Here is a 21422-nt window from a genome sequence, read left to right on the forward strand (position 1 = left end):
GGCGGGGGCGGGGGCGGGGGCCGGGCTGGGGCTCGCGATCGTGCGGGGGATCGTGGAGGCGCATGAGGGTCACACCGCTGTGCGCAACGTTCCGGGCGGCTGCCGGTTCGAGGTGACCCTCCCGCTCACCGTGTGAGCCCCGCCCGGGCCGGTGCGCCGGGGCTCCGCCCCGGACCNNACGCCGGACGGGCTGGGGGTGCCAGGGGTCACAGGGCGGTGCTCAGGGATGGGCGTTGGGGGGAAATGGCGAATTCCGTCATGCCTGTGGTGAAGGAGACCTCCGGGTGCCAGCCCAGGTCGGTGCGGAGGCGGTGGGAGTCGGCGGTGATGTGGCGGACGTCGCCCAGGCGGAATTCGCCCGTCACGACCGGGGGCGGGCCGCCGTGGGCAACGGACAGGGCGGTGGCCATCTCGCCGACCGTGTGGGGGTCGCCGCTGCCCGTGTTGTACGGCGTGCACGTGCCGGGCGGGAGGGTGGGCAGGGCCTCCAGGGCGACGATGTTGGCCTGCGCCACATCCCGGACGTGGACGAAGTCCCGCCGCTGCCCCCCGTCCTCGAAGACCCGCGGGGCCTCGTCCCGGGCCAGCGCGGAGCGGAAGAAAGACGCCACCCCCGCGTACGGGGTGTCCCGCGGCATCCCCGGCCCGTACACGTTGTGGTAGCGCAGCGACACCGCCCGGCCGTCCACGCACCGCGCCCACGAAGCCGTCAGATGTTCCTGCGTCAGCTTCGTCGTCGCGTACACGTTGCGCGGATCCGCCGGGGCGTCCTCCGCCACCAGACCCGGCGTCAGTTCCGAGCCGCAGAAGGGGCAGTGAGGTTCGAACCGGCCCACTGACAGGTCGTCAACGCGCCTCGGGCCCGGGCGGACCACCCCGTGGCGCAGGCATTCGTACCGCCCCTCCCCGTAGACGACCATCGAGCCGGCCAGCACCATCCCGCGTACCCCGGTCCCGGCCATGGCGGCGAGCAGCACCGCTGTGCCGAGGTCGTTGACGCCGACGTATTCCGGTGCGTCGGCGAAGTCCTTGCCGAGTCCCACCATCGCGGCCTGGTGGCAGACCGCGTCCACCCCGCGCAGGGCGGCCCGTACGGACTCGGCGTCCCGTACGTCCGCCCGTACGAAGCCGGGGTCCGGAGGTCCGGGTGGACCGGGGTGGGCCGACGGGAGCAGGGCGTCCAGGACGACCGGGTCGTGCCCGCGCCGACGCAGTGCCGTGACGATGTGCGAGCCGATGAACCCGGCTCCTCCGGTGACGAGTACGCGCATACCTCGGACGGTACGGAGTACGGTGGGCTCCGTCGGGCTCCCGCGCCCGGACGTAAGGATTCCGTCATCCCGCTCGTCCACGCTTTCTCCCCGGGCTCCCCGATTTCTCCCCGCCTCACCACCTGGGCACCGCGAGCGTCACCCAGCGTTCACCCCCTCGTCTCTCTGTGGTCCCAACTGGCGTCCATTACCGACGTTTTTACGCCATCAAACCTCGGAAAGTGCCCCTATTGGCGTCTTGTGAACTGGCTTGACCGCGCAGTAAAGGGGGCATAAGTTCTGCCCCGGCTTGCTCCAGCAGGACGGGCCGACGAACCGTCCTCTGGGGGGACACATGCACTACTACACCGATGTTCTGAAGAAGTACGTCGACTTCTCCGGCCGCGCCCGTCGGCAGGAGTACTGGATGTTCTTCCTGTTCAACCTGGCGGCCCTGATCATCGTCGCCATCATCGACAGCGCGATCGGCACGTACCCGCTGCTCTACCTGATCTACGCCCTCGCCGTCTTCCTCCCGGGCCTCGGCGTCGGTGTCCGCCGGCTGCACGACACCGGCAAGTCGGGCTGGTGGCTGCTCATCAGCCTCGTGCCCCTGATCGGTGGCATCTGGCTGATCGTCCTGATGGCGACCGAGGGTCAGCCGCAGCCGAACCAGTACGGTGCGAACCCCAAGCAGGTCCACGCCTGAGCAGGCCCGTACGCCTGAACGCCTGAGCGCTGCCCCTGGCTGGAAACAGCCGGAGGCGGCGCTCTCGCCGTTCCGGGCCGAAGGAAAAGGAAGGCGCCGACGCCAGGTGACGCGCGTCTCCCCGGGCTCGCGGCAGGGGGCTGTCCAGACCGGCCCGATCACGAGATATCTTGATGTCGAGCAATGTTGCAGACGAGAGACGCAGACTGTGGAGCGGAGCATCCGGTGACTGACTCGACCATCATCTACACGCACACTGACGAGGCCCCGGCCCTCGCGACGTATTCGTTCCTGCCTGTTATCCAGGCGTACGCGTCGACGGCCGGTGTGAATGTCGAGACCCGTGACATCTCCCTGGCCGGTCGGATCATCGCCAGCTTCCCCGAGTACCTCGAGGAGGGCCAGCGGATCGCCGATGCCCTCGCCGAGCTGGGCGAGCTGGCGAAGACGCCGGAAGCGAACATCATCAAGCTGCCCAACGTCTCGGCCTCGATCCCGCAGCTCAAGGCCGCGGTCGCCGAGCTCCAGGGCCAGGGCTACGCGCTCCCGGACTACCCGGACGAGCCGAAGACCGACGAGGAGCGCGAGGTCCGCGCCCGCTACGACAAGATCAAGGGCAGCGCCGTCAACCCGGTCCTGCGCGAGGGCAACTCCGACCGCCGTGCCCCCGGCTCGGTCAAGAACTACGCCAAGGCCCACCCGCACCGCATGGGCGCCTGGACCCCCGAGTCGAAGACGAACGTCGCCACCATGGGCGCCAACGACTTCCGCTCCACCGAGAAGTCCACCGTGATCGCCGAGGCCGACACGCTCCGTATCGAGCACGTCTCCGCCGACGGCGCCACCACCGTCCTGCGCGAGTCCGTACCGGTCCTCGCCGGTGAGGTCGTGGACGCGTCCGTCCTGCACGTCGACGCGCTGCGCACCTTCCTGAACGAGCAGATCGAGCGTGCCAAGGCCGAGGGCGTCCTGTTCTCCGTGCACCTCAAGGCCACGATGATGAAGGTCTCCGACCCGATCATCTTCGGCCACGTGGTCCGCGCCTTCTTCCCGAAGACCTTCGCGAAGTACGGCGAGGTCCTCATCGCCGCCGGCCTGTCCCCCAACGACGGCCTCGGCACCATCCTGAACGGCCTGGCCGGCGTCCCGCACATCGGCGCCGAGATCAAGGCCTCCTTCGAGGCCGAGATCGCCGAGGGCCCGGCCCTCGCGATGGTCGACTCGGACAAGGGCATCACCAACCTGCACGTCCCGAGCGATGTCATCGTCGACGCCTCCATGCCGGCCATGATCCGCACCTCGGGCCACATGTGGGGCCCGGACGGCGCCGAGGCCGACACCCTCGCCGTCCTCCCGGACAGCAGCTACGCCGGTGTCTACCAGGTCGTCATCGACGACTGCCGCGCGCACGGCGCGTTCGACCCGTCCACGATGGGCTCGGTGCCGAACGTCGGCCTCATGGCCCAGAAGGCCGAGGAGTACGGCAGCCACGACAAGACCTTCGAGATCGCCGCCGCGGGCACCGTCCGCGTCGTCGACGCCGCGGGCAACACGGTCCTGGAGCAGGAGGTCGCCGCCGGTGACATCTTCCGCGCCTGCCAGACCAAGGACCTGCCGATCCAGGACTGGGTCAAGCTCGCCGTCACCCGCGCCCGCGCGACCGGCAACCCGGCCGTCTTCTGGCTCGACGAGGGCCGCGCGCACGACGCGCAGCTGATCGCCAAGGTGAAGACGTACCTCGCCGACCACGACACCGACGGTCTGACCATCAAGATCCTGTCGCCGGTCGAGGCCACCGCCTTCTCCCTGGAGCGCATCCGCCGCGGCGAGGACACCATCTCGGTGACCGGCAACGTGCTGCGCGACTACCTGACCGACCTCTTCCCGATCCTGGAGCTGGGCACCAGCGCCAAGATGCTGTCGGTCGTCCCGCTGATGGCGGGCGGCGGCCTGTTCGAGACGGGCGCCGGCGGCTCCGCCCCGAAGCACGTCCAGCAGCTCGTCAAGGAGAACTACCTGCGCTGGGACAGCCTGGGTGAGTTCTTCGCCCTGGCGGCCAGCTTCGAGCACCTCGCGACCACCACGGGCAACGCCCGTGCCCAGGTCCTGGCCGACACCCTCGACCGCGCGACCGGCTCCTTCCTCAACGAGGACAAGTCGCCGACCCGCCGTCTCGGCGGCATCGACAACCGCGGCAGCCACTTCTACCTCGCCATGTACTGGGCGCAGGAGCTGGCCAAGCAGACCGGCGACGCCGAGCTGGCCGCCGCGTTCGCGCCGCTGGCCAAGACGCTGGCCGAGCAGGAGCAGACCATCGTCGCCGAGCTCATCGCGGTGCAGGGCTCCCCGGCAGACATCGGTGGCTACTACCAGCCCGACCCGGCCAAGGCCGCGGCGGTCATGCGCCCGTCCGCGAGCTTCAACCAGGCTCTCGCGATCCTGGGCTGACGCCCGCAGGCAGTCCTACGTGTTCCGCCCCGGCCGGCATCTCGCCCGGCCGGGGCGGTCCCGTATCTGACACCCGCTCGCCGCCACGGAGGCTGCCGTGTCGCGGTGACGCGCCCCAGCTGCCCGGCCCCGGTGTCAGAGCCGGTGGACGCGCCCCTGGCCGACGGCCAGCGGGTGCCGCCCGGCGGCCAGGATCCGCAGCCCGGGCGCGCGGGCGAGCAGCGCGCGAAGCCACCCGAGCGCCTCGGGGCTGAGCCGGTCGGTGCCGTCCAGGACGAGCAGCATGTCCCGCTCGGCGAGCCACGAGGCGGCGTTCGCCGTCCCGCAGGGCAGGAAGGGCATCCCGGGTACGCGTCCCAGCGCGGCCACCAGCTCCCGCATGCCGGTGGTGTGCTCCGACTGCTCCGGTTGACCCGACCGCTCCAGCTGCTCCCACTGCTCCAGCTGCTCCAGGGCGACAACGGCCGCCCCGTCGAAGAAGTTGGACGAGAGCCGGAGCGAGATGTCCCGCACCAGCAGGCTCCGCGGCGCGCGGAAGCCGCAGGTCACGGTCAGAACCCGGCTCCGCCGGACCGCGGTGAGCAGTCCGGACAGCTCGGTGGATGTCATCGGCAGCGTTCCCGCGCCGCCTGTTTCCCTCGTCGGCACGATGCCCCCCATTGCATGCGTGACCAAGGGCGGCCAGAGGGTTCTTTCAAGCCGCGTGTCGACGATTATGCGTCAGTTCTGCCGGATGGCCAGGGGAATGTCGGATTCCGCCCGCTGGATCCCGATGGTGATCAATGCCCCGCCCGGGCGTCGCAGGTCAGGCCCAGGAGGTCCAGGAGGCCCGGTGCGGCGCCCGAGGCAAGGCCCCCGGCCGCCGGCCCGCCCCTGGCCGCGCACCATCCGCCCGCCGATCTGCGTGGTGCCGCTTCAGGTCCTCCTCCCGGTAGCGCCGCGTCTCCTCGTGCCAGGTGGCGATCGCGGCCATCCACAGCTTCAGCTCCTCCGCGTACCGGTCCAGCGCCGCACGGGCCGCCGCGTCCAGCCCGTAGTCCTCGTACATGACGGGGAACTCCCTCTCCAGCACATGCTCGAACTGCCTCATCCGCGAGGTCATCAGGTCGTTCACGATCCGGAGCGCGGTCGGGTAGTCACAGCCGAAGAAGGTCTCCGTGACGACGAGCATGTTGTGCAGCTCGCCCTCGTACTCCACCTCCTTCTGGTACGAGTACACGTCGTTCATCAGCGCCGAGCAGTCGAAGGCGGCCGCCTCCAGGGACTGCACCGCGGCGCTGTCGTACACCTGCGGCGGGACCACGTCCAGGTGGGCCATCCGGCCGAGGGAGATGGTCATCGGCGAGCCGAAGGTCACCCGCCGCATCTCCAGGTAGTCCACCGGGTCCGGCACCCGGTTCGCGGCCTGGTTCTCCAGCTCCCAGAGCCAGCTGTCCAGCACCCGCTCCACCGCCGTCCGGAACATCCGCCGCTGGAGCGCGGACATCGGAGCGGCCGTGCGCCGCCACAGGTCGGCGAGCCCCCGCTCCATGGCGTTCACCGGAGCCGAAGCCGACGGCCCCGGCCCTGGCCCTGGCCCTGGCCCCGGCCCCAGGTCCAGCGGCATGAAGGAGCGCAGCCGCGCTGTCTGCACGGCGGCCCCGGCCAGATCGCGGACGGTGCCGAACCGCAGGGGGTAGAGGTCGTCGGCATACGTGCCCCAGCTCAGCCAGCACGCGCTGATGTCCAGGGCCTCCGCCGAGGCCTTCGGGTCGATGCCGGCCGAGCAGTGCGCGAAGTCGTACCCGACGGCCTTGTCCTCCCACCACATGCCCTCGTCGAGCATCCCCATCCGCCGGTTCCAGTCGATCAAGCGCTCGCGGGCGCCCTCCAGATGGGGGTTGAGCGGCGCCGTGTACGGCAGGTAGAACTCCGGGATCACCGACGGCCCCACCGCGCGCCGGGTGTGGCCGTGCTGCCGGGCGCGCCGGTCCCCGCCGGTGATGCCGAGCAGTGCCCGGATGTTGGCGGACGAGGTGCCCAGCCCCGAGGGACCCGGCAGCCACTGCGGCATGCCCTGCCCGTCGCGGCCCGCCCGCTTGTTCATGTAGCGGCTGGAGCGCATGTGCCACTCGTGGCCGCCGGACTGCCAGTCCTGCAGCCCGCGGGCGTAGGCGAGCACCGCCATCACCTGGGCCGGGTCCAGGCCCGCCCGGGCGATCAGCGGGGGCAACTCGGCGAAGAAGGTGTGCTCGAACTGCTGGAGGCGCGAGGTGAGGAGATGGTTCAGCTGGTCGGCCGCCTCCTGGGTGGTGCACCCGAAGAACTTCTCCAGCACCAGGACCCCGTTGCTGAGTTCACCCTCCTTCCCGACCTCGCGCTCGTACGAGAACAGGTCGTTGCGGAAATGCACGGAGTCGGCGAAGCAGTCGCGCAGCACGCGCAGCGGCCGTTCGGCGGCGACCGCGGCGGGCACCTCGGCGCCCACCGCGTGCTCGATGAGACTGGCCGACCAGGGCGCGCCGCCGACCTTGCGGCGCTGTTCCACGTACTCGACCGGATTGGAGACGCGGCCGATGGTGATGTTGTCGAGCTCCCACAGCGACTCCATCAGGAGATTGCGGGTGCTGAGGGAGAACCGGGCGGTCCAGTCCGCCGAATGCCCGGGGACGGTACGGGTCCACAGGTCCGCGAGCCCCGCCTCCACCGGGTTCGTCGGCTCCGGCATCACGGCGGCCAGGCCGTCGGCGGGTGCGGCCTCGGGCATGAACAGGGCGAGCCGTTCGAGGGCCTCCCGCCCGGCGGTACGGTTCCCGGAGCGTTTGAAGACCTCCAGGAACCAGTCGTCGAAGAAGAACACCCACACGTACCAGTCGGTGACGAGCGAGAGCATCGGCCCGTCGCACTCCGGGTGGGTGTAGGCGCACAACAGGGCGTAGTCGTGCGCCTCCAGGTCGGCGAGGTCCCATACGCCGGAGCCCTCCAGCATCCCCAGGGCGCCGGCCCAGGCGCGGGCGTGCGCCCGGGCCTCGTCCAGATGCGGGTTGAGACGGGCGGGGTGCGGAACGTAGAACTCGGGCAGTTCAAAGGGTTGTTGGTGTTCGCGTTGTTGCTGTTGTAGCTGCTGCTGCGTCGTGCGTTCGGCGCTCACTCTCCGGCCGCCCTCAGTCGTCGAAACGCGAGATCTCAACGTTCTCCAGCACCCCGACGGCGTCGGGGACCAGGATCGCCGCCGAGTAGTAGGCGGTGACGAGGTAGGAGATGATCGCCTGCTCGTTGATGTGCATGAACCGGACGGACAGGCCCGGCTGGTACTCGTCCGGCAGGCCGATCTGGTGCAGCCCGATGACACCCTCGTTGTCCTCGCCGGTGCGCAGCACCAGGATCGAGCTGGTGCGCTCCTTCGTCACCGGGATCTTGTTGCAGGGCAGCAACGGGACCCCGCGCCAGGAGGGCACCTTGTGCCCGTGGAAGTCGACACTGTCCGGATACAGGCCGCGCCGGCTGCACTCGCGGCCGAAGGCGGCGATGGTGCGCGGGTGGGCGAGGAAGTACTGGGATCCGCGGCGCCGGCTGAGGAGTTCGTCCATGTCGTCGGGGGTGGGCGGGCCGGTGCGGGCGTAGATCCGTTGTTCGTAGTCGGCGTTGTGCAGCAGCCCGAACTCGGGATTGTTGATCAGCTCGCTCTCCTGGCGTTCCTTCAAGGCCTCGACAGTCAGGCGGAGTTGCTGTTCGGACTGGTTCATCGGCTGGTTGTAGAGGTCGGCGACTCGGGAGTGCACGCGCAGCACGGTCTGGGCGACGCTGAGTTCGTACTCGCGCGGGCTCAGGTCGTAGTCGACGTAGGTGCCCGGCAGGAGCGGCTCGCCGACGTGGCCGGAGGACAGGTCCACGGCCTCGCTTCCCTTGCGGCCGACGCGTTCGGCCTCCAGGTATGCCTCGGCGTGCCGGCGCAGGGCGGGCGAGGCGTTGAGGGAGGCGTCCCAGTCGCCTCGGTTGTAGGTCATCGTCACCACATCGGTCAGGGCCCGGGCGGTGAACTCCCAGCGGGAGTCGGGAAGGGGATGGTGGCCGAAGTGGTCGCCGTCGCTGAGAACGTCGAGGCTGCCGTCGTCCCCGTACGCGTTGCGGCTGAGGCGCTCGATGCGGCCGTGGGCGATCAGGTAGATCTTGTCGACGGGTTCGCCCTGGCGGACGATGACATCGCCCTTGCGAAACTCCTCCTTGACGAACCGGTCGGCGATCGACTTCACCACGTCGTCGTCGGGGAAGTGCCGGAGCATGCCGAGCTCGCGCAACATCGGCGGGATGACGCGGAGTTCGGAGCCGGTCTTGACGAAGCTGATGCGTCCGTCGCCGAGGGTGTAGCTCACGGTGCGGTTGACGCGGTACGTGCCGCCGCCGGTCTGTACCCAGGGGAGGATCTTCAGCAGCCAGCGCGAGCTGATGCCCTGCATCTGAGGAGCGGATTTGGTCGTGGTCGCCAGATTCCGGGCGGCCTCGGTACTGAGGCTCTGGCGGGCGCTGGTGTTCGGGTCCGTGGTGGCGCTCTCTTCGGTGGTCGGGTCGACGGGCATGAAGGTCTCCCTTTCGAGTGGGGGTCGCGTACGGGGGTGACCGGAAGGGGCGATACCGCTCCCGAGTGATCTGCTGTGCTCCCACACGCCACGAACACAGGGTGTGACCGCGTACCACCGTGTGCACACGTCTTAGTTAGGGGCAGGGCGGCCTCACCCGGTACATCCGTCCCGGCCCCACCCTGTTGAATGTCCAACCGTGTTGAAGCGCTGGACACCTGTACGAGCTGGGTGGTTCTGATGGCCAAGCGTGAACCCAATGGACAACTCCGCACCCTCCTCGCCCACGCCCGCTGGAGCGGCCAGGACTTCGCACGCGCCGTCAACGGCGTGGCCGCCGAAACCGGCCTCACCCTCCGTTACGACCGGACCTCCGTCTCACACTGGCTCGCGGGCACCCGGCCGCCGGCCCATGTCGTCGCCCTCGCCGCCGAGGCGCTGAGCAGGCGGACCGGGCGGCGCGTCAGCGCCGCCGACACCGGGCTCTCCCGGCCCGCCGGCACCCGGACGCGGGACCGCCCCGGCGGGGAACCGCCGGGCGCGGACGCCCTCACGGCGGCCTCGCTGGCCGGGGTCCGGCCCGACTGCGGGACGGGGCTGCTCGGCGAGATCCCCGTCTACTCCTCCGCCTGGCGGCCGCCGCAGGGCCCGCCGGCGCCGTCCCCCGAACAGCCGGCCGGCGACCGGATCGGCCTCGACCACGTACAGGCCGCGGAGGCTGTGCTGCCGGTCTTCCGCAACGCCGACATGATGTTCGGCAGCGGCCACGCCCGCCCGGCCCTGACCGCCTACCTCACCACCACTGTGGCCCCCTGGCTGCGTGCCGCCGCCCTGCCGGCGGTACGCCACCGGCTGCTCGGATGCACCGCGCGGCTCGCCTACACGGCCGGCTTCCTGTGCTTCGACAGCAACGAGCAGGGGGTGGCCCAGGCCTACTACAGGGCCGCGCTGCGGCTGGGCCGGGAGGCGGGAGACCCGCAGTGCTACGCGCCCGTACTGCGGGGCATGAGCGTGCAGGCGCACTACCTCGGCCACCGCAAGCAGGCCCTGGAACTGGCCGAGGCGGCGGCCCGCGAGGCGCCCCGGCTCCCCGACGGGCAGGCGGCGTTCGTCACCGGACAGCTGGCGGTCGCCGAGGCGGCCTGCGGCGATCGCCGTGCCGCGGTCGCTCATCTGGCGTGTGCGGAACGGCTGTTGGAGCGTTCGGCCGGGCAGTCGGCGCCCATCGGCGACTACCACCGGGCCGCTCTGGCCCATCAGCAGGCGGAGGCGCTGGCCGCGCTCGGGGACACGAAGGGCGCCATCGTGGCGCTCGCCGCCTCGCTGCGGCACCGGCCGCCCGCCGAGCGGCGGGCCCGCGCGATCACCGCGGCGCGGCTCGCCGAACTCCATCTGAAGCAGGGCCATCTGGAGCGCGCCTGTGTCGCCTGGCACGAACTCCTCGATGTCATACCGCAGTTGGATTCGGCGCGCGTGAACGACGCGCTGCGGCGGATGCGGGGCCGGTTACGGCCGGTGCGGGCGAGCGGCGTGGTGCGGCCGCTGCTGGAACGGGCCGACGCGTCCGCCGACGCGTCCTGATGGGTCGAACATCCGTACAGAGGTTCAACTCGCGGGGATTTTCAACACGGGCGGTGCCGCTGTGCGTACCGGTGCGCCGATCCCGCGTCGCACAGTTCATGCCATGCAGAAGTACCCGTCCACTTCCGCCCCCGCTCCGCCCGCCGGTCTTCCGCCTGCTGCTGCCGCCGGTCTTCCGCCCGCTCCGCCCGCTCCGCCCGCCGGTCTCCTTGCCGGACTGCCGTCACCGTCGCGACCGCCCTCGCCGCCCTCGCCGCCCTCGTCGCCGCCGTCGCCCTCGTCGTCGCTGCCGTCCCCGCCCTCCCGTGCCGCGCTGCTGGCCCGGCTCCGCGGCGGCCCGGCCGGCCCCGGCACCGCCTCCCTGCGCATCCCGCCGCGGGACCGCCCGCCCGCCGCCCGGCCCGAACCGGGCCGGGCCCGCGGTAACCGGGCGGTGCCCGAGCTGTACTGTCCGCCCCCGCACCGCGACGACGAGGCGCTCGCGCGTGAGATCGACGACCGGCTCCTCGCCTGGGCCGAGGAGAGCGGGCTCTACGAAGGCCGGCTCGACGAGGTCCGCGCGCTCTCGATCGGCCGGTTCACCATGCTGACCTACGCCCGTGTCGACGACCCCGACCGGCTGCTGGCCCCCGCCAAGTGCACCCTCGCCCAGTGGGCCACCGACGACTACTACTGCGACGACGAGACCGCCGGCGCCGTCCCGTTGCGGATCGCCACCAACCTGTCCATGGCCGCAGCCGCCATCGACCCGGCCCACCTCCCCGCCCGCTACGCGCCCCGGCTCGAAGAGGCCATGCGCGCCGACCCCGTCCTCGTGGCACTGCGTTCCAGCACCGCGCACCTGACCCGCTACGCCAACTACTCCCAGCTCACCCGCTACCGCCAGGAGATGGCCGCGCTCTTCGCCGGCTACACCGCCGAGGCCGGCTGGCGGGTCGCCGGACACACCCCGTCCGTCTGGGAGTTCCTCACCGTCCGCCAGGACAACAGCTTCATGCCCACCATCGTGATGCTGGACCCGGCCGGCGGCTACGAGCTCCCCGTCGAGACGTACGCCGATCCACGCGTGCGCCGCGCCCTCCTCAAGGGCGCCTCCGCCAGCGTCATCGTCAACGACCTCTACTCCATGCACCGCGAGGACCGGAGTGCGGCGGTCAACTACAACCTGCCGTCGCTGATCGCCGGCGAAGAGGACTGCTCCCGGGAGGAGGCTGTCCGCCGCTCCGTCGAGATCCACGACGAGCTGATGCACGCCTTCGAGGAGGAGTCCGCCCTCCTCGTGGCGGCCGGGTTCCCGCCGCTGACCCGCTACCTGGCCGACGTATGGGCCTGGCTCGGCGGAAGCCTCGAATGGCATCGCACCACCGCCCGCTACAACGCCGACGCGGCCACCGGCAGCAGTCCGAAGCAGGGAGGTAACCCGGCATGACCGCACCCGGACTGAACGCACCCGGACCGAACGCACCCGCCACCGACACCACCGCCGATATCAACGCCGGCCCGGCTGCCGGCACCGCGGCCCGCCGGCATGCCCTGAGCACCGCCGCCGCCCGAACCCTCGCCACCACCACCAAGTCCGTCCCCCAGATGCAGGGCATCAGCTCCCGCTGGCTGCTGCGCATGCTGCCCTGGGTGAACGTGACCGCCGGCACCTACCGGGTGAACCGCCGGCTCACCCACACCATCGGCCGCGGCCGGGTCGCCTTCGTCCAGGCCGGCGCCGACGACGTACGGATCCTCGCGCCCACCCTGTGCGAACTGCCCGCCCTCAAGGGCTTCCAGGACGAGGCGGTCCTCGCCGACCTCGCCGCCCGTTTCGTGACCCGCGATCTGCGCGCCGGCGACACCCTGGCAGAGTCCGGCACCCCCGTCGAAGAGGTCTACGTCATCGCCCACGGCCGCTTCGAGAAGCGGACCACGGGCAAGTACGGCGGCGTCGACCTCCTCGGTGTCGCCGCGGACGGAGAACAGCTCGGCGACGACTCCCTCGGCCGCCCCGAACCGCGCTGGGGATACTCCGTGGTGGCCACCACCGCCGCGACCGTGATGGTGCTGCGCCGACGCTCCCTCCAGGAGGTACTGGACCGCTCGGCCGCCCTGCGCGGGCACCTCGGCCAGTACGTGGCGAACGGCCTGCGCCCGGTCAACCGGCGAGGCGAGGCCGACATCGAGCTGTCCTCCGGTCACGAGGGCGAAGCGGTGCTGCCCGCCACCTTCGCGGACTACGACCTCGCCCCCCGCGAGTACGAACTCTCGCTCGCCCAGACCATCCTGCAGATCCACACCCGGGTCGCCGACCTCTACAACGACCCGATGAACCAGTTCGAGCAGCAACTGCGCCTGACCGTCGAGGCGCTGCGCGAACGCCAGGAGTCGGAGCTGCTGAACAACCGGGAGTTCGGGCTGCTGCACAACGCCGACTACGGACAGCGCGTCAACACCTGGTCCGGACCGCCCACCCCGGACGACATGGACGACCTGCTCAGCATGCGCCGCGGCACCGCCTTCTTCCTGGCGCACCCCAAGACCATCGCCGCCTTCTTCCGCGAGTGCAACAAGCGCGGACTCGCCCTGGACACCACCCAGGCGCAGGGGCGGACGGTCCCGGCCTGGCGAGGTGTACCGGTCCTGCCCTGCGGCAAGATCCCGATCACCGACGGCCACACCAGCTCCGTCCTCGCGATGCGCACCGGCGAGGACAACGGAGGAGTCATCGGCCTGACCCAGACCGGTATCCCCGAGGAGTACGAACCCGGCCTGAACGTCCGGTACATGGGCATCGACCAGAAGTCGATCATCTCCTATCTGGTCAGCGCCTACTACTCCACGGCGATCCTGGTGCCCGACGCCATCGGCATCCTGGAGAACGTCAACATCGCGGCCCCCCGCTCCTGAACAGTTGTCCGCAGGCCCCGAATCGGCTCTACTGCTCTGCGGGGCCCGAACTCGGGGCATATGCGGGGGAGAGGGAGCGCGATGACAGCGGACCGGCGAGCGCCCCGCGGCGCCGAGCGGCAGGCGCGGCACTCATCGCACCGGCGCCGCCAGGGCTTCCGGGGACGCAAGGCCCTGCTGGTCTTCCTGGTATCCGCCTTTCTGCTGGTCGGTGTCTGCGCCGCCACCGGCATCGCCTGGGACCCCTTCCCGGCCGGCTCCCGGCAGGACGCCTCGGCGCCCGGCATCGGCGTGCCCTGGTCCACCGGGCCCAGCGGCAGCGCCGCGCCCGGCGCCCCCTCCGGCCAGGCCACCCCGCGGCCGAGCCCGAGCCGGCAAGCGAAGGCGCCCGACAAGGGCATCATCGAGGGCAAGGTGGACACCGGCGCCCCGCGCCCCGCCGGAGCCCTGCCCTTCGACATGCCCCAGCCCGCCGCGCTGCGCTCCGCCGCCGGGGGCAAGAAGCTGGTGTTCGCCCACTACTTCACCCCGTACCCGCTGTCTCTCGACAACACCGGTGCGGACGGCGACTACTACACCCGCAACTACCTCGACCCCGACGGGGAGGGCGGAAAGCACGAGCGCTACGGCGGCCTGCTGCGCGATCGCCCGCTGCCCGTCCAGCCCAAGGGCGGCAACTGGGAGTACGCCAACCTCCAGCAGGAGGTGCGCACCGCCCGCGCCGCCGGCATCGACGGGTTCACCCTCGACATGCTGTCCCTCTCAGGAAAGAACTGGGAGCGGTCCAACCTCCTGATGGAGGCGGCCCATTCGGTGGACCCGGCCTTCAAGGTCATGCTGATGCCGGACATGACCTCGCTGAGGACCGACGACCCCGGCGTCCTCGCCGACGCGGTCGCGGCCCTCGGCAAGGCCCCCGCCGCGCACCGGCTCCGCGACGGCCGCCTCGTCGTCTCCCCGTTCAAGGCGGAGGCGAAGAGCGCGGGCTGGTGGAGCCAGGTCATCAACACCCTCAAGTCCAGGCACGGCATCAGCACCGCCTTCGTCCCGCTGTTCCTCGACTTCGGCGCGCACAACGGGGAGTTCGCCCCGATCAGCTACGGATTCTCCGAATGGGGCAGCCGCAGCTACGTCGGCCAGGAGAGCTCGACGCGCGACGTCCAGCGGGCGCACGCCATGGGCAAGATCTGGATGCAGCCCGTGTCCGTCCAGGACGCCCGTCCCAACCAGGGCGTCTACGACGAGGCGGGCAACACCGCCACCCTGCGCGCCACCTGGGCCCACGCGATCGACGACGGCGCCGACTGGGTGCAGCTGACCACCTGGAACGACTACTCGGAGGGCAGCCAGTTCGCGCCCTCGCTGCACAACGGGTACGCCTACCTGGACCTCACCTCGTACTTCCTGACCAGGTTCAAGACGGGCAGCTGGCCGGAGATCGTCCGGGACACGCTGTACCTCACCGCCCGCACCCAGTTCGCGGGTGCGGACCCCACCGGCGACCAGTCGCTGCTGATGTCCCTGCGCAAGGGCAGTGCCGCGCCCCGGGACACGGTGGAGGTGCTCAGCTTCCTGACGGCGCCGGCGGCCATCCGTACGAAGGCGGGCCCGGCCAAGGACACGCACGAGGCTCCGGCCGGCCTCCACAGCGAACTGCTGCCGCTCGGGCCGGGCACGAGCTCGGCGGTGGTGGTCCGGGACGGTAAGGCGGGCACGGCGGTGGAGCTGCCGTACGTGGCGGACCGCGAGGTGGAGGTCCAGGACCTGCAGTATTACGCCGTGACGAGCGGGCGGGGCTGATCCGGCCCGTCCGGCCTTCGAGAATGGAGCCCCACGTGCCCGAGCCGATACACCCCGCCGACTTCCCGGACGGGCCGGCCCTGTTCCGCTTGGACCTCGCCATCGCCCACCTCAACCACGGTTCCTTCGGCGCGGTACCGATCCCCGTGCTGGAGGCGCAGGCCGCGCTCCGGGCGGAGGTCCACGCGGACCCGGACACGTTCTTCATCGGCGTGGCGGAACGGATCGAGGCGGCTCGCGGGCGGATCGCCGCCCACGTCGGCGCCGACCCCGAGGGGATCGCCCTGATCGCCAACGCCACCGAGGGTGCCAACCTCGCCCTCGACGCCATCGCGTTCGCCGACGGCGACGAAATCCTGGTCACCGACCACGGCTACGGCACCGTCGTCGCGGCCGCCGCCCGCCGGGCCCGGGTCACCACCGTCGCCCTCGACCCGCGGCTGCCCGACGAGGACGCCGTACGGGAGGCCGTGCTGGCGGGCGTCACCCCGCGGACGAGGGCCGCCGTCCTCGACCACATCAGCTCGCCGACCGCCCGGATCATCGCAACCCCCCGGCTCCTCGGCGACCTCGCGGCCCGCGGGGTCACCACCGTCGTCGACGGAGCCCACGCCCTCGGCATGCTCGCGGACCCGCTCGCCGGCGGAGCCGACTTCTGGTTCGGGAACCTGCACAAATGGGGCTACGCCCCGCCCGGCAGCGCGATCCTCGCCGTTGCCCCACAGCACCGCGGCCGGATGCGGGCGCTGGTGCCGTCCTGGGAGGACCACTACGGATTTCCCCGGTCCATCGAGAACCGGGCCACCGCCGACTACACCGGCTGGCTCGCCGCCCCAGAGGGCCTGGACCTGCTCGAGCGCCTCGACGCCGCCAAGGTACGGGCCCACAACAGCGCCCTCGCCGCATACGGGGCGGCCCTGCTCGCCCGGATTCCCGGGCTCGCGCCGCTCCCGTACACCGAGGGGCTCGCCATGCGCGCCCTGCGGCTGCCGCCCGGCATCGCCGAGACCCCGGAGACCGCCCGCGCCCTGCGCGAGGAGCTCGCGGCGCGGCTGCGCATCAGGGTGCTGATCTGGCCCTGGCCGGGCGGCGGCGGCATCCGGGTCTGCGGACAGATCTACAACCGGCCCGAGGAGTATGAACGCCTCGCCGGCGGGCTCCCGGCCTTCCTGGAGCGGTAGGGCCCTCAGGCGCGCCTGAGCAGGTACGTGTCCATGATCCAGCCCTTGCGGGCGCGGGCCTCGGTCCGCAGCTCCTCGATCCGGCCCGCCACCTCCGCCAGCTTCCCCGAGACCAGGATCTCGTCCGGGGTGCCCACGTAGGCCCCCCAGTAGATGAAGAGGTCCTGGTCGAGGTGGGCGGTGAAGGCGTGCCGCGCGTCCAGCATCACCACCACGTCGTCCACGTCCTGCGGCCAGCCCTCCGCGAGCCGCCGGCCGGTGGTGATCTGGACCGGGCGGCCCACCCGGTTCAGGTTGGTCCGGTGCCGGGCCAGCAGCGCGGAGACGCTGCTGATGCCGGGCACGACCTCGTGCTCGAAGGCGACCCGCCCCCGCTCCAGCACCTCGTCGAGGATCGCGAGCGTGGAGTCGTACAGCGAGGGGTCGCCCCACACCAGGAACGCCCCGGTCTCGCCCTCCGCCAGGTCCTCGGCGATGAACCGCTCGAAGATCTCGGCCCGCGCGCTGCGCCAGCCGTCCACGGTCGGGGCGTAGTCGGCCGGGGTGCGGTCGCGGTCCGGGTCGCGGCCCTCCACCAGCCGGTGGCCGGGGCGGGCGTGCGCGTCGAGCATCGCGCGCCGCAGCCCGGTCAGGTCCGCCTTCTCCTCGCCCTTCTCCAGGATGAGGAATGCGTCCGTGGCACCGATCGCCTTGACCGCCTGGAGGGTCAGGTGGTCCGGGTCGCCCGCGCCTATGCCGATCACAGAGAACTTCTTCACGGGGCTATTCTGCCCGTCATGCGCGTCGCCCTGTTCGTCACCTGCGTCAACGACGCGCTGTACCCCCGGACCGGCATCGCCGTGGTGCGCCTGCTGGAGCGGCTCGGCGTCGACGTGGACTTCCCGGCGGGCCAGAGCTGCTGCGGCCAGCCGCAGTACAACACCGGCTACCGGCGCGAGAGCGAACCCCTGGTGCGGCGTACCGCCCGGGCCTTCGCGGGCTACCCGTACGTGGTCACCCCGTCCGGGTCCTGCGCCGCGATGATCCGCGAGCACTACCCGCGCATCGGCCGGAAGGCGGCCGCCGAGGGACGGGGCGCGGAACTCGCCGAAGCGGCACAGTCGTTGGCGCCTCGGGTGTACGAGCTGACCGAGTTCCTGGTCGACGTGCTCGGGGTGACCGATGTGGGCGCGTACTTCCCGCACACCGTCACCTATCACCCGTCCTGCCACGGCCTGCGGGGCCTCGGGCTGGGGGACCGCCCACGGCGGCTGCTCGCCGCCGTGAAGGGCCTCGACCTGGTGGAGCTGCCCGGCGCCGAGGAGTGCTGCGGCTTCGGCGGTACCTTCGCCGTCAAGAACCCGGACGTGTCGGCCGCCATGGGCACCGACAAGATCGACCACGCGAGGGCCACCGGCGCGGACGTGCTCTGCGGGGCCGACAACTCCTGCCTCGCCCACCTCGACGGCATCCTGCGCCGCGACGGGGCCCCGCTGCGCGCCCTGCACCTCGCCGAGATCCTGGCCGCTACCGAGGAGGAACCCCTGCGATGACGGGCACGTACCTCGGCATGCCGGCCTTCCCCGACGCCGCGCGGGAGGCCGTCCACGACACCACCCTGCGCGCCAACCTCCGGCACGCCACGCACACCATCCGCGACAAGCGGGCCCGCGCGGTCGGCGAGCTGGAGGACTGGGACCGGCTGCGCGCGGCGGGCAAGGCCGTCAAGGACCACACGCTCCGCCACCTCGACCGCTACCTCGTCCAGTTGGAGGAGGCGGTGACGGCCCGGGGCGGCACCGTCCACTGGGCGGCCGACGCCGAGGAGGCCAACCGGATCGTGACGGAGCTGGTGCTGGCCACCGGCGAGCGCCAGGTGGTCAAGGTCAAGTCCATGGCCACCCAGGAGATCGGCCTCAACGAGGCCCTGGAGGCCGCCGGAATCGCCGCCTACGAGACCGACCTCGCCGAGCTCATCGTGCAGCTCGGCCACGACCGGCCCTCGCACATCCTGGTCCCGGCCATCCACCGCAACCGCGGCGAGATCCGGGACATCTTCCAGGCGGAGATGGGCAGGTGGGGGCGGCCGGCGCCGGACGGCCTCGCCGACACCCCGGCCGCACTGGCCGAAGCGGCACGCCTGCACCTGCGCGAGAAGTTCCTGCGCGCCAAAGTGGCCGTGTCCGGCGCCAACTTCATGGTCGCCGAGACGGGCACGATGGTGGTCTTCGAGTCCGAGGGCAACGGCCGGATGTGCCTGACCCTGCCCGAAACGCTCATCTCGGTCGTGGGCATCGAAAAGGTGGTGCCGACCTTCCGGGACCTGGAGATCTTCCTCCAGACACTGCCGCGTTCCTCGACGGCCGAGCGGATGAACCCGTACACCACCATGTGGACCGGCACCACGGACGGCGACGGCCCCTCGGCCTTCCACCTGGTCCTCCTCGACAACGGCCGCACCGACACCCTCGCCGACGAGGTCGGCCGTCAGGCCCTGCGCTGCATCCGCTGCTCCGCCTGCCTCAACGTCTGCCCCGTCTACGAACGCGCCGGCGGCCACGCCTACGGATCCGTCTACCCCGGCCCGATCGGCGCCATCCTCAGCCCCCAACTCCGCGGCACGGGCAGTGAGATCGACGCCTCGCTGCCCTACGCCTCCACCCTGTGCGGGGCCTGCTACGAGGTCTGCCCGGTCGCCATCGACATCCCGGAGGTCCTGGTCCACCTGCGCGAACGGGTGGTCCAGGGCGGCCCGGCGACCCGTGAGGGCATCCGCGTACGGATCCGGCCCGCGCGGGGCCACGCCGCCGAGCGGGCCGCGATGCGCGCCGCCCGCTGGACGCTCGACCACCCGTGTGCCGTGCGCGCGGGGGAGCGGCTGCTGAGCCGGGCCCGACGCTTCCGGCCGCGCCGGCTGCCAGGGGCCGGCCGGGCCTGGACGGACAGCCGCGAGCTGCCGGAGCTCCCGGCGGAGTCGTTCCGCGACTGGTGGGCCCGTGAACGGGGAGAGCGCCGATGAGCAGCAGGGACCGCATCCTGGGCCGGATCCGCCGGGCGTCGACGGGCCCGGAGGTGGCCGTCCCCCGGGACTACCTCCGCGTCCACGGGACCCGCACGCCGCAGGAGACCGCGGACCTCCTCGCCGCCAACCTCGCCGAGTACCGGGCGAAGGTGCACCGCACCGGCGAGGACGGGCTCGCGATGCTCCTGATGCGGCTCCTGGCCGAGCGGGGCGCGCGGACGGTGCTCGTCCCGCCAGGCCTGCCCCCGTACTGGCTCTCGGCGGCCGACCCGACCCGCGTCCACGACCGCGCGGTGAGCACCGCGCGCGAGCTGGACGGCGTGGACAGCGTGGTGACCGGCTGCGCCCTGGCCGTCGCGGAGACCGGCACGATCGTCCTCGACGGCGGCCCCGAGCAGGGTCGGCGCCGCATCACCCTGATCCCCGACCACCACATCTGCGTGGTCCGCGTCCCGGACCAGGTGGTGGACTCCGTCCCGCAGGCGCTGGAACGCCTCGACCCCACCCGCCCGCTGACATGGATCTCCGGCCCCTCCGCGACCAGCGACATCGAGCTAGACCGGGTGGAGGGGGTCCACGGCCCCCGCACCCTGGAGGTCGTCCTGCTCACCGCATCCGCACAATAGGACCCATGTCCGCACACATCGCCCTCACCGCTCTCCTGGTCCACGACTACGACGAGGCCATCGACTTCTACACCCGCGCCCTCGGCTTCGGCCTCGCCGAGGACACGCCCCGGCCCGACGGCTCCCGCTGGGTCGTGGTCCGCCCGCCGGGCGCGACGGAATCCGCGCTGCTGCTGGCCCGCGCCAAGAACGAGGCCCAGAGCTCCCGCGTCGGCGACCAGGCGGGCGGCCGGGTCGGCTTCTTCCTCTACACCGACGACTTCACGCGCGACCACGCCCGGATGACCGCCGAGGGCGTTCGCTTCCTGGAGGAGCCGCGCCACGAGACGTACGGCTCGGTCGCCGTGTTCGAGGACCTCTACGGCAACCGCTGGGACCTGCTCCAGCCCGCGTAGGCCCTGTCCGGGCACTCCACCAGGGTCCGGCGCCCGGCCGCACGGGCCGGCCCGGCCGTCTGCCCCGCCTGCCCGTGCCGCCCCGCCTGCCCGTGCCGCACTGGCCGCACTGGCCGCACTGGCCGCACTGGCCGCACTGGCCGCACGGGCCGCACCGGCCTCGCGGTCGGCCCCCTGACCGGTCGGCGAAGCCCCCGCCCGCCCCGGCCGGGCAGGACGAAGCCGGCCCTGACCGGCCGGGGTGGTCAGGCGGGGCCCCGCCTGACCGGTGGCGCCGCGAGGCGTGGTGCCTCCGACGCCGCGTCGACCGGCTGGCCGGCCTCCACCCGTGCGGCCAACTCCCGGGCCCAGCGGACGAGCCCCGGCACGTCGATTCCGTACGGGGCCCGCGGCCCGCCGGCAGCCGCCCCGGCCACCACGTCCCGCCCGGCCAGGGCATCGGCTCCGCGAAGCAACAGGCGGGCCCCGCCGACCGCGTTCCCGCGCGCGGCGTGCGTCAGCCCTACGGCCAGCTGCGCGAGCCCGCGCCACAGCGGGGCATCGGCCTGCGGCCCGGACTTCCAGGCGTCCTCGAACACCTCGTGCGCGTGGAACGGCATCCCGGCGTCCAGCAGCCGCTGCGCCTCCCGCACCGTCTCCGCGGGAGTCCGCACCACCCCCTCGGGCTGCCGCTCCACCCCGGCCTCCCCGTATGGCAGCGGCCGCCCCAGCCCATCCCTGGGCCGGGCGTTCCGCGCCCGCCCCTCACCGTCCCGATCCCGTGCGTTCACCCCCTCATCCTCCCTCGCGCCGATTACCGGTGCATGCACACCCCTCGGCGTGGGGTAATGTTCTGCATGTGCCGCCGGGACGGGGAAAGCCCAAGTGGGAAGCCCAGTCGGAAGCACAACGGGACGTGGCGCAGCTTGGTAGCGCACTTGACTGGGGGTCAAGGGGTCGCAGGTTCAAATCCTGTCGTCCCGACCATGCTTTCAGCAGGT

General features: G+C 71.9%; 18 protein-coding genes and 1 tRNA gene. 13 read left to right on the plus strand and 6 right to left on the minus strand.

Features of this window, described 5'->3' with window-relative positions; all coding sequences use genetic code 11:
* On the plus strand, window positions 1-136 hold a 136-nt coding region (locus J7I97_RS17905; protein ID WP_251058921.1), incomplete at its 5' end, for an ATP-binding protein.
* Between the two features lie 70 nt (window positions 137-206).
* Here J7I97_RS17905 and J7I97_RS17910 read toward each other — a convergent pair.
* Entirely contained in the window at window positions 207-1271 is a 1065-nt protein-coding gene (locus J7I97_RS17910; protein ID WP_214936082.1) for an NAD(P)-dependent oxidoreductase, read from the minus strand.
* 334 nt (window positions 1272-1605) lie between these two features.
* Here J7I97_RS17910 and J7I97_RS17915 point away from each other — a divergent pair, with 334 nt between their 5' ends.
* Window positions 1606-1959, plus strand: coding sequence for a DUF805 domain-containing protein (locus tag J7I97_RS17915; RefSeq protein ID WP_214936084.1), 354 nt, complete (start codon window positions 1606-1608; stop codon window positions 1957-1959).
* A gap of 225 nt (window positions 1960-2184) precedes the next feature.
* Complete coding sequence (locus J7I97_RS17920; RefSeq protein ID WP_214936086.1) at window positions 2185-4407, plus strand: NADP-dependent isocitrate dehydrogenase; 2223 nt, start codon at window positions 2185-2187, stop codon at window positions 4405-4407.
* 135 nt (window positions 4408-4542) lie between these two features.
* Here the strand turns inward: J7I97_RS17920 and J7I97_RS17925 are convergent, their stop codons facing one another.
* The 3 genes from J7I97_RS17925 to J7I97_RS17935 form a co-directional block, all read right to left on the minus strand.
* Entirely contained in the window at window positions 4543-5016 is a 474-nt protein-coding gene (locus J7I97_RS17925) for a hypothetical protein (RefSeq protein WP_214936088.1), read from the minus strand.
* 196 nt (window positions 5017-5212) lie between these two features.
* Entirely contained in the window at window positions 5213-7537 is a 2325-nt protein-coding gene (locus tag J7I97_RS17930; protein WP_214936090.1) for a germacradienol/geosmin synthase, read from the minus strand.
* A 13-nt stretch (window positions 7538-7550) separates the two neighbouring features.
* Window positions 7551-8963, minus strand: a complete 1413-nt coding sequence (locus tag J7I97_RS17935; RefSeq protein ID WP_214936092.1) for a family 2B encapsulin nanocompartment shell protein — start codon at window positions 8961-8963, stop codon at window positions 7551-7553.
* A 189-nt stretch (window positions 8964-9152) separates the two neighbouring features.
* On the opposite strand from J7I97_RS17935, the gene J7I97_RS17940 reads away from it, so the two are divergent.
* The 5 genes from J7I97_RS17940 (at window position 9153) to J7I97_RS17960 (ending at window position 16420) form a co-directional block, all read left to right on the plus strand.
* Window positions 9153-10544, plus strand: a complete 1392-nt coding sequence (locus J7I97_RS17940; protein ID WP_214936094.1) for a hypothetical protein — start codon at window positions 9153-9155, stop codon at window positions 10542-10544.
* A gap of 103 nt (window positions 10545-10647) precedes the next feature.
* Window positions 10648-11973, plus strand: coding sequence for a family 2 encapsulin nanocompartment cargo protein terpene cyclase (locus tag J7I97_RS17945; RefSeq protein ID WP_214936096.1), 1326 nt, complete (start codon window positions 10648-10650; stop codon window positions 11971-11973).
* Window positions 11970-13439 carry a family 2B encapsulin nanocompartment shell protein gene (locus J7I97_RS17950; protein WP_214936098.1) on the plus strand — a complete coding sequence of 490 codons (1470 nt, stop codon included), beginning with the start codon at window positions 11970-11972 and terminating at the stop codon, window positions 13437-13439. The genes J7I97_RS17945 and J7I97_RS17950 overlap by 4 nt, the downstream gene beginning before the upstream one ends.
* Window positions 13440-13520: 81 nt before the next feature.
* Window positions 13521-15239 (plus strand): glycoside hydrolase family 71 protein, encoded by a 1719-nt coding sequence (locus J7I97_RS17955; RefSeq protein WP_251058913.1) that lies wholly within the window; start codon window positions 13521-13523, stop codon window positions 15237-15239.
* Between the two features lie 35 nt (window positions 15240-15274).
* The gene (locus tag J7I97_RS17960) at window positions 15275-16420 is read left to right on the plus strand and encodes an aminotransferase class V-fold PLP-dependent enzyme (protein ID WP_308369180.1); all 1146 of its coding nucleotides are present in this window, start codon (window positions 15275-15277) and stop codon (window positions 16418-16420) included.
* Window positions 16421-16425: 5 nt separating this feature from the next.
* Here J7I97_RS17960 and cobF read toward each other — a convergent pair whose 3' ends face one another.
* Complete coding sequence (gene cobF / locus J7I97_RS17965; RefSeq protein ID WP_214936101.1) at window positions 16426-17178, minus strand: precorrin-6A synthase (deacetylating); 753 nt, start codon at window positions 17176-17178, stop codon at window positions 16426-16428.
* Between the two features lie 18 nt (window positions 17179-17196).
* On the opposite strand from cobF, the gene J7I97_RS17970 reads away from it, so the two are divergent.
* From J7I97_RS17970 to J7I97_RS17985, 4 genes are read left to right on the plus strand one after another with little or no spacing between them, the layout of a single operon-like run.
* Window positions 17197-17952 (plus strand): (Fe-S)-binding protein, encoded by a 756-nt coding sequence (locus J7I97_RS17970; protein ID WP_214936103.1) that lies wholly within the window; start codon window positions 17197-17199, stop codon window positions 17950-17952.
* A complete protein-coding gene (locus J7I97_RS17975) occupies window positions 17949-19418 on the plus strand; it encodes a lactate utilization protein B (RefSeq protein WP_214936104.1) in 1470 nt (489 codons plus the stop codon). Before J7I97_RS17970 ends, J7I97_RS17975 begins: the two co-directional genes overlap by 4 nt.
* Window positions 19415-20047, plus strand: a complete 633-nt coding sequence (locus J7I97_RS17980) for an LUD domain-containing protein (protein WP_214936105.1) — start codon at window positions 19415-19417, stop codon at window positions 20045-20047. The genes J7I97_RS17975 and J7I97_RS17980 overlap by 4 nt, the downstream gene beginning before the upstream one ends.
* 5 nt (window positions 20048-20052) lie before the next feature.
* A complete protein-coding gene (locus J7I97_RS17985) occupies window positions 20053-20442 on the plus strand; it encodes a VOC family protein (RefSeq protein ID WP_214936107.1) in 390 nt (129 codons plus the stop codon).
* Window positions 20443-20687: 245 nt separating this feature from the next.
* Here the strand turns inward: J7I97_RS17985 and J7I97_RS17990 are convergent, their stop codons facing one another.
* Window positions 20688-21212 carry a DUF309 domain-containing protein gene (locus tag J7I97_RS17990; RefSeq protein WP_308365365.1) on the minus strand — a complete coding sequence of 175 codons (525 nt, stop codon included), beginning with the start codon at window positions 21210-21212 and terminating at the stop codon, window positions 20688-20690.
* A gap of 119 nt (window positions 21213-21331) precedes the next feature.
* Here J7I97_RS17990 and J7I97_RS17995 point away from each other — a divergent pair.
* Window positions 21332-21408: transfer RNA gene (locus tag J7I97_RS17995), tRNA-Pro, on the plus strand.
* Window positions 21409-21422 lie beyond the last annotated feature (14 nt).

It is taken from the genome of Streptomyces sp. ISL-87 (genome assembly GCF_018614095.1).
Taxonomy (GTDB): Bacteria; Actinomycetota; Actinomycetes; order Streptomycetales; family Streptomycetaceae; genus Streptomyces.

Coding starts and splice junctions, on each gene's coding strand:
- J7I97_RS17940 (WP_214936094.1), top strand. CDS start 9,153: ATGTCCAACCGTGTTGAAGCGCTGGACACCTGTACGAGCTGGGTGGTT.
- J7I97_RS17915 (WP_214936084.1), top strand. CDS start 1,606: ATGCACTACTACACCGATGTTCTGAAGAAGTACGTCGACTTCTCCGGC.
- J7I97_RS17985 (WP_214936107.1), top strand. CDS start 20,053: ATGTCCGCACACATCGCCCTCACCGCTCTCCTGGTCCACGACTACGAC.
- J7I97_RS17950 (WP_214936098.1), top strand. CDS start 11,970: ATGACCGCACCCGGACTGAACGCACCCGGACCGAACGCACCCGCCACC.
- J7I97_RS17935 (WP_214936092.1), bottom strand. CDS start 8,963: ATGCCCGTCGACCCGACCACCGAAGAGAGCGCCACCACGGACCCGAAC.
- J7I97_RS17910 (WP_214936082.1), bottom strand. CDS start 1,271: ATGCGCGTACTCGTCACCGGAGGAGCCGGGTTCATCGGCTCGCACATC.
- J7I97_RS17955 (WP_251058913.1), top strand. CDS start 13,521: ATGACAGCGGACCGGCGAGCGCCCCGCGGCGCCGAGCGGCAGGCGCGG.
- J7I97_RS17970 (WP_214936103.1), top strand. CDS start 17,197: ATGCGCGTCGCCCTGTTCGTCACCTGCGTCAACGACGCGCTGTACCCC.
- J7I97_RS17945 (WP_214936096.1), top strand. CDS start 10,648: ATGCAGAAGTACCCGTCCACTTCCGCCCCCGCTCCGCCCGCCGGTCTT.
- J7I97_RS17980 (WP_214936105.1), top strand. CDS start 19,415: ATGAGCAGCAGGGACCGCATCCTGGGCCGGATCCGCCGGGCGTCGACG.
- J7I97_RS17925 (WP_214936088.1), bottom strand. CDS start 5,016: ATGACATCCACCGAGCTGTCCGGACTGCTCACCGCGGTCCGGCGGAGC.
- J7I97_RS17975 (WP_214936104.1), top strand. CDS start 17,949: ATGACGGGCACGTACCTCGGCATGCCGGCCTTCCCCGACGCCGCGCGG.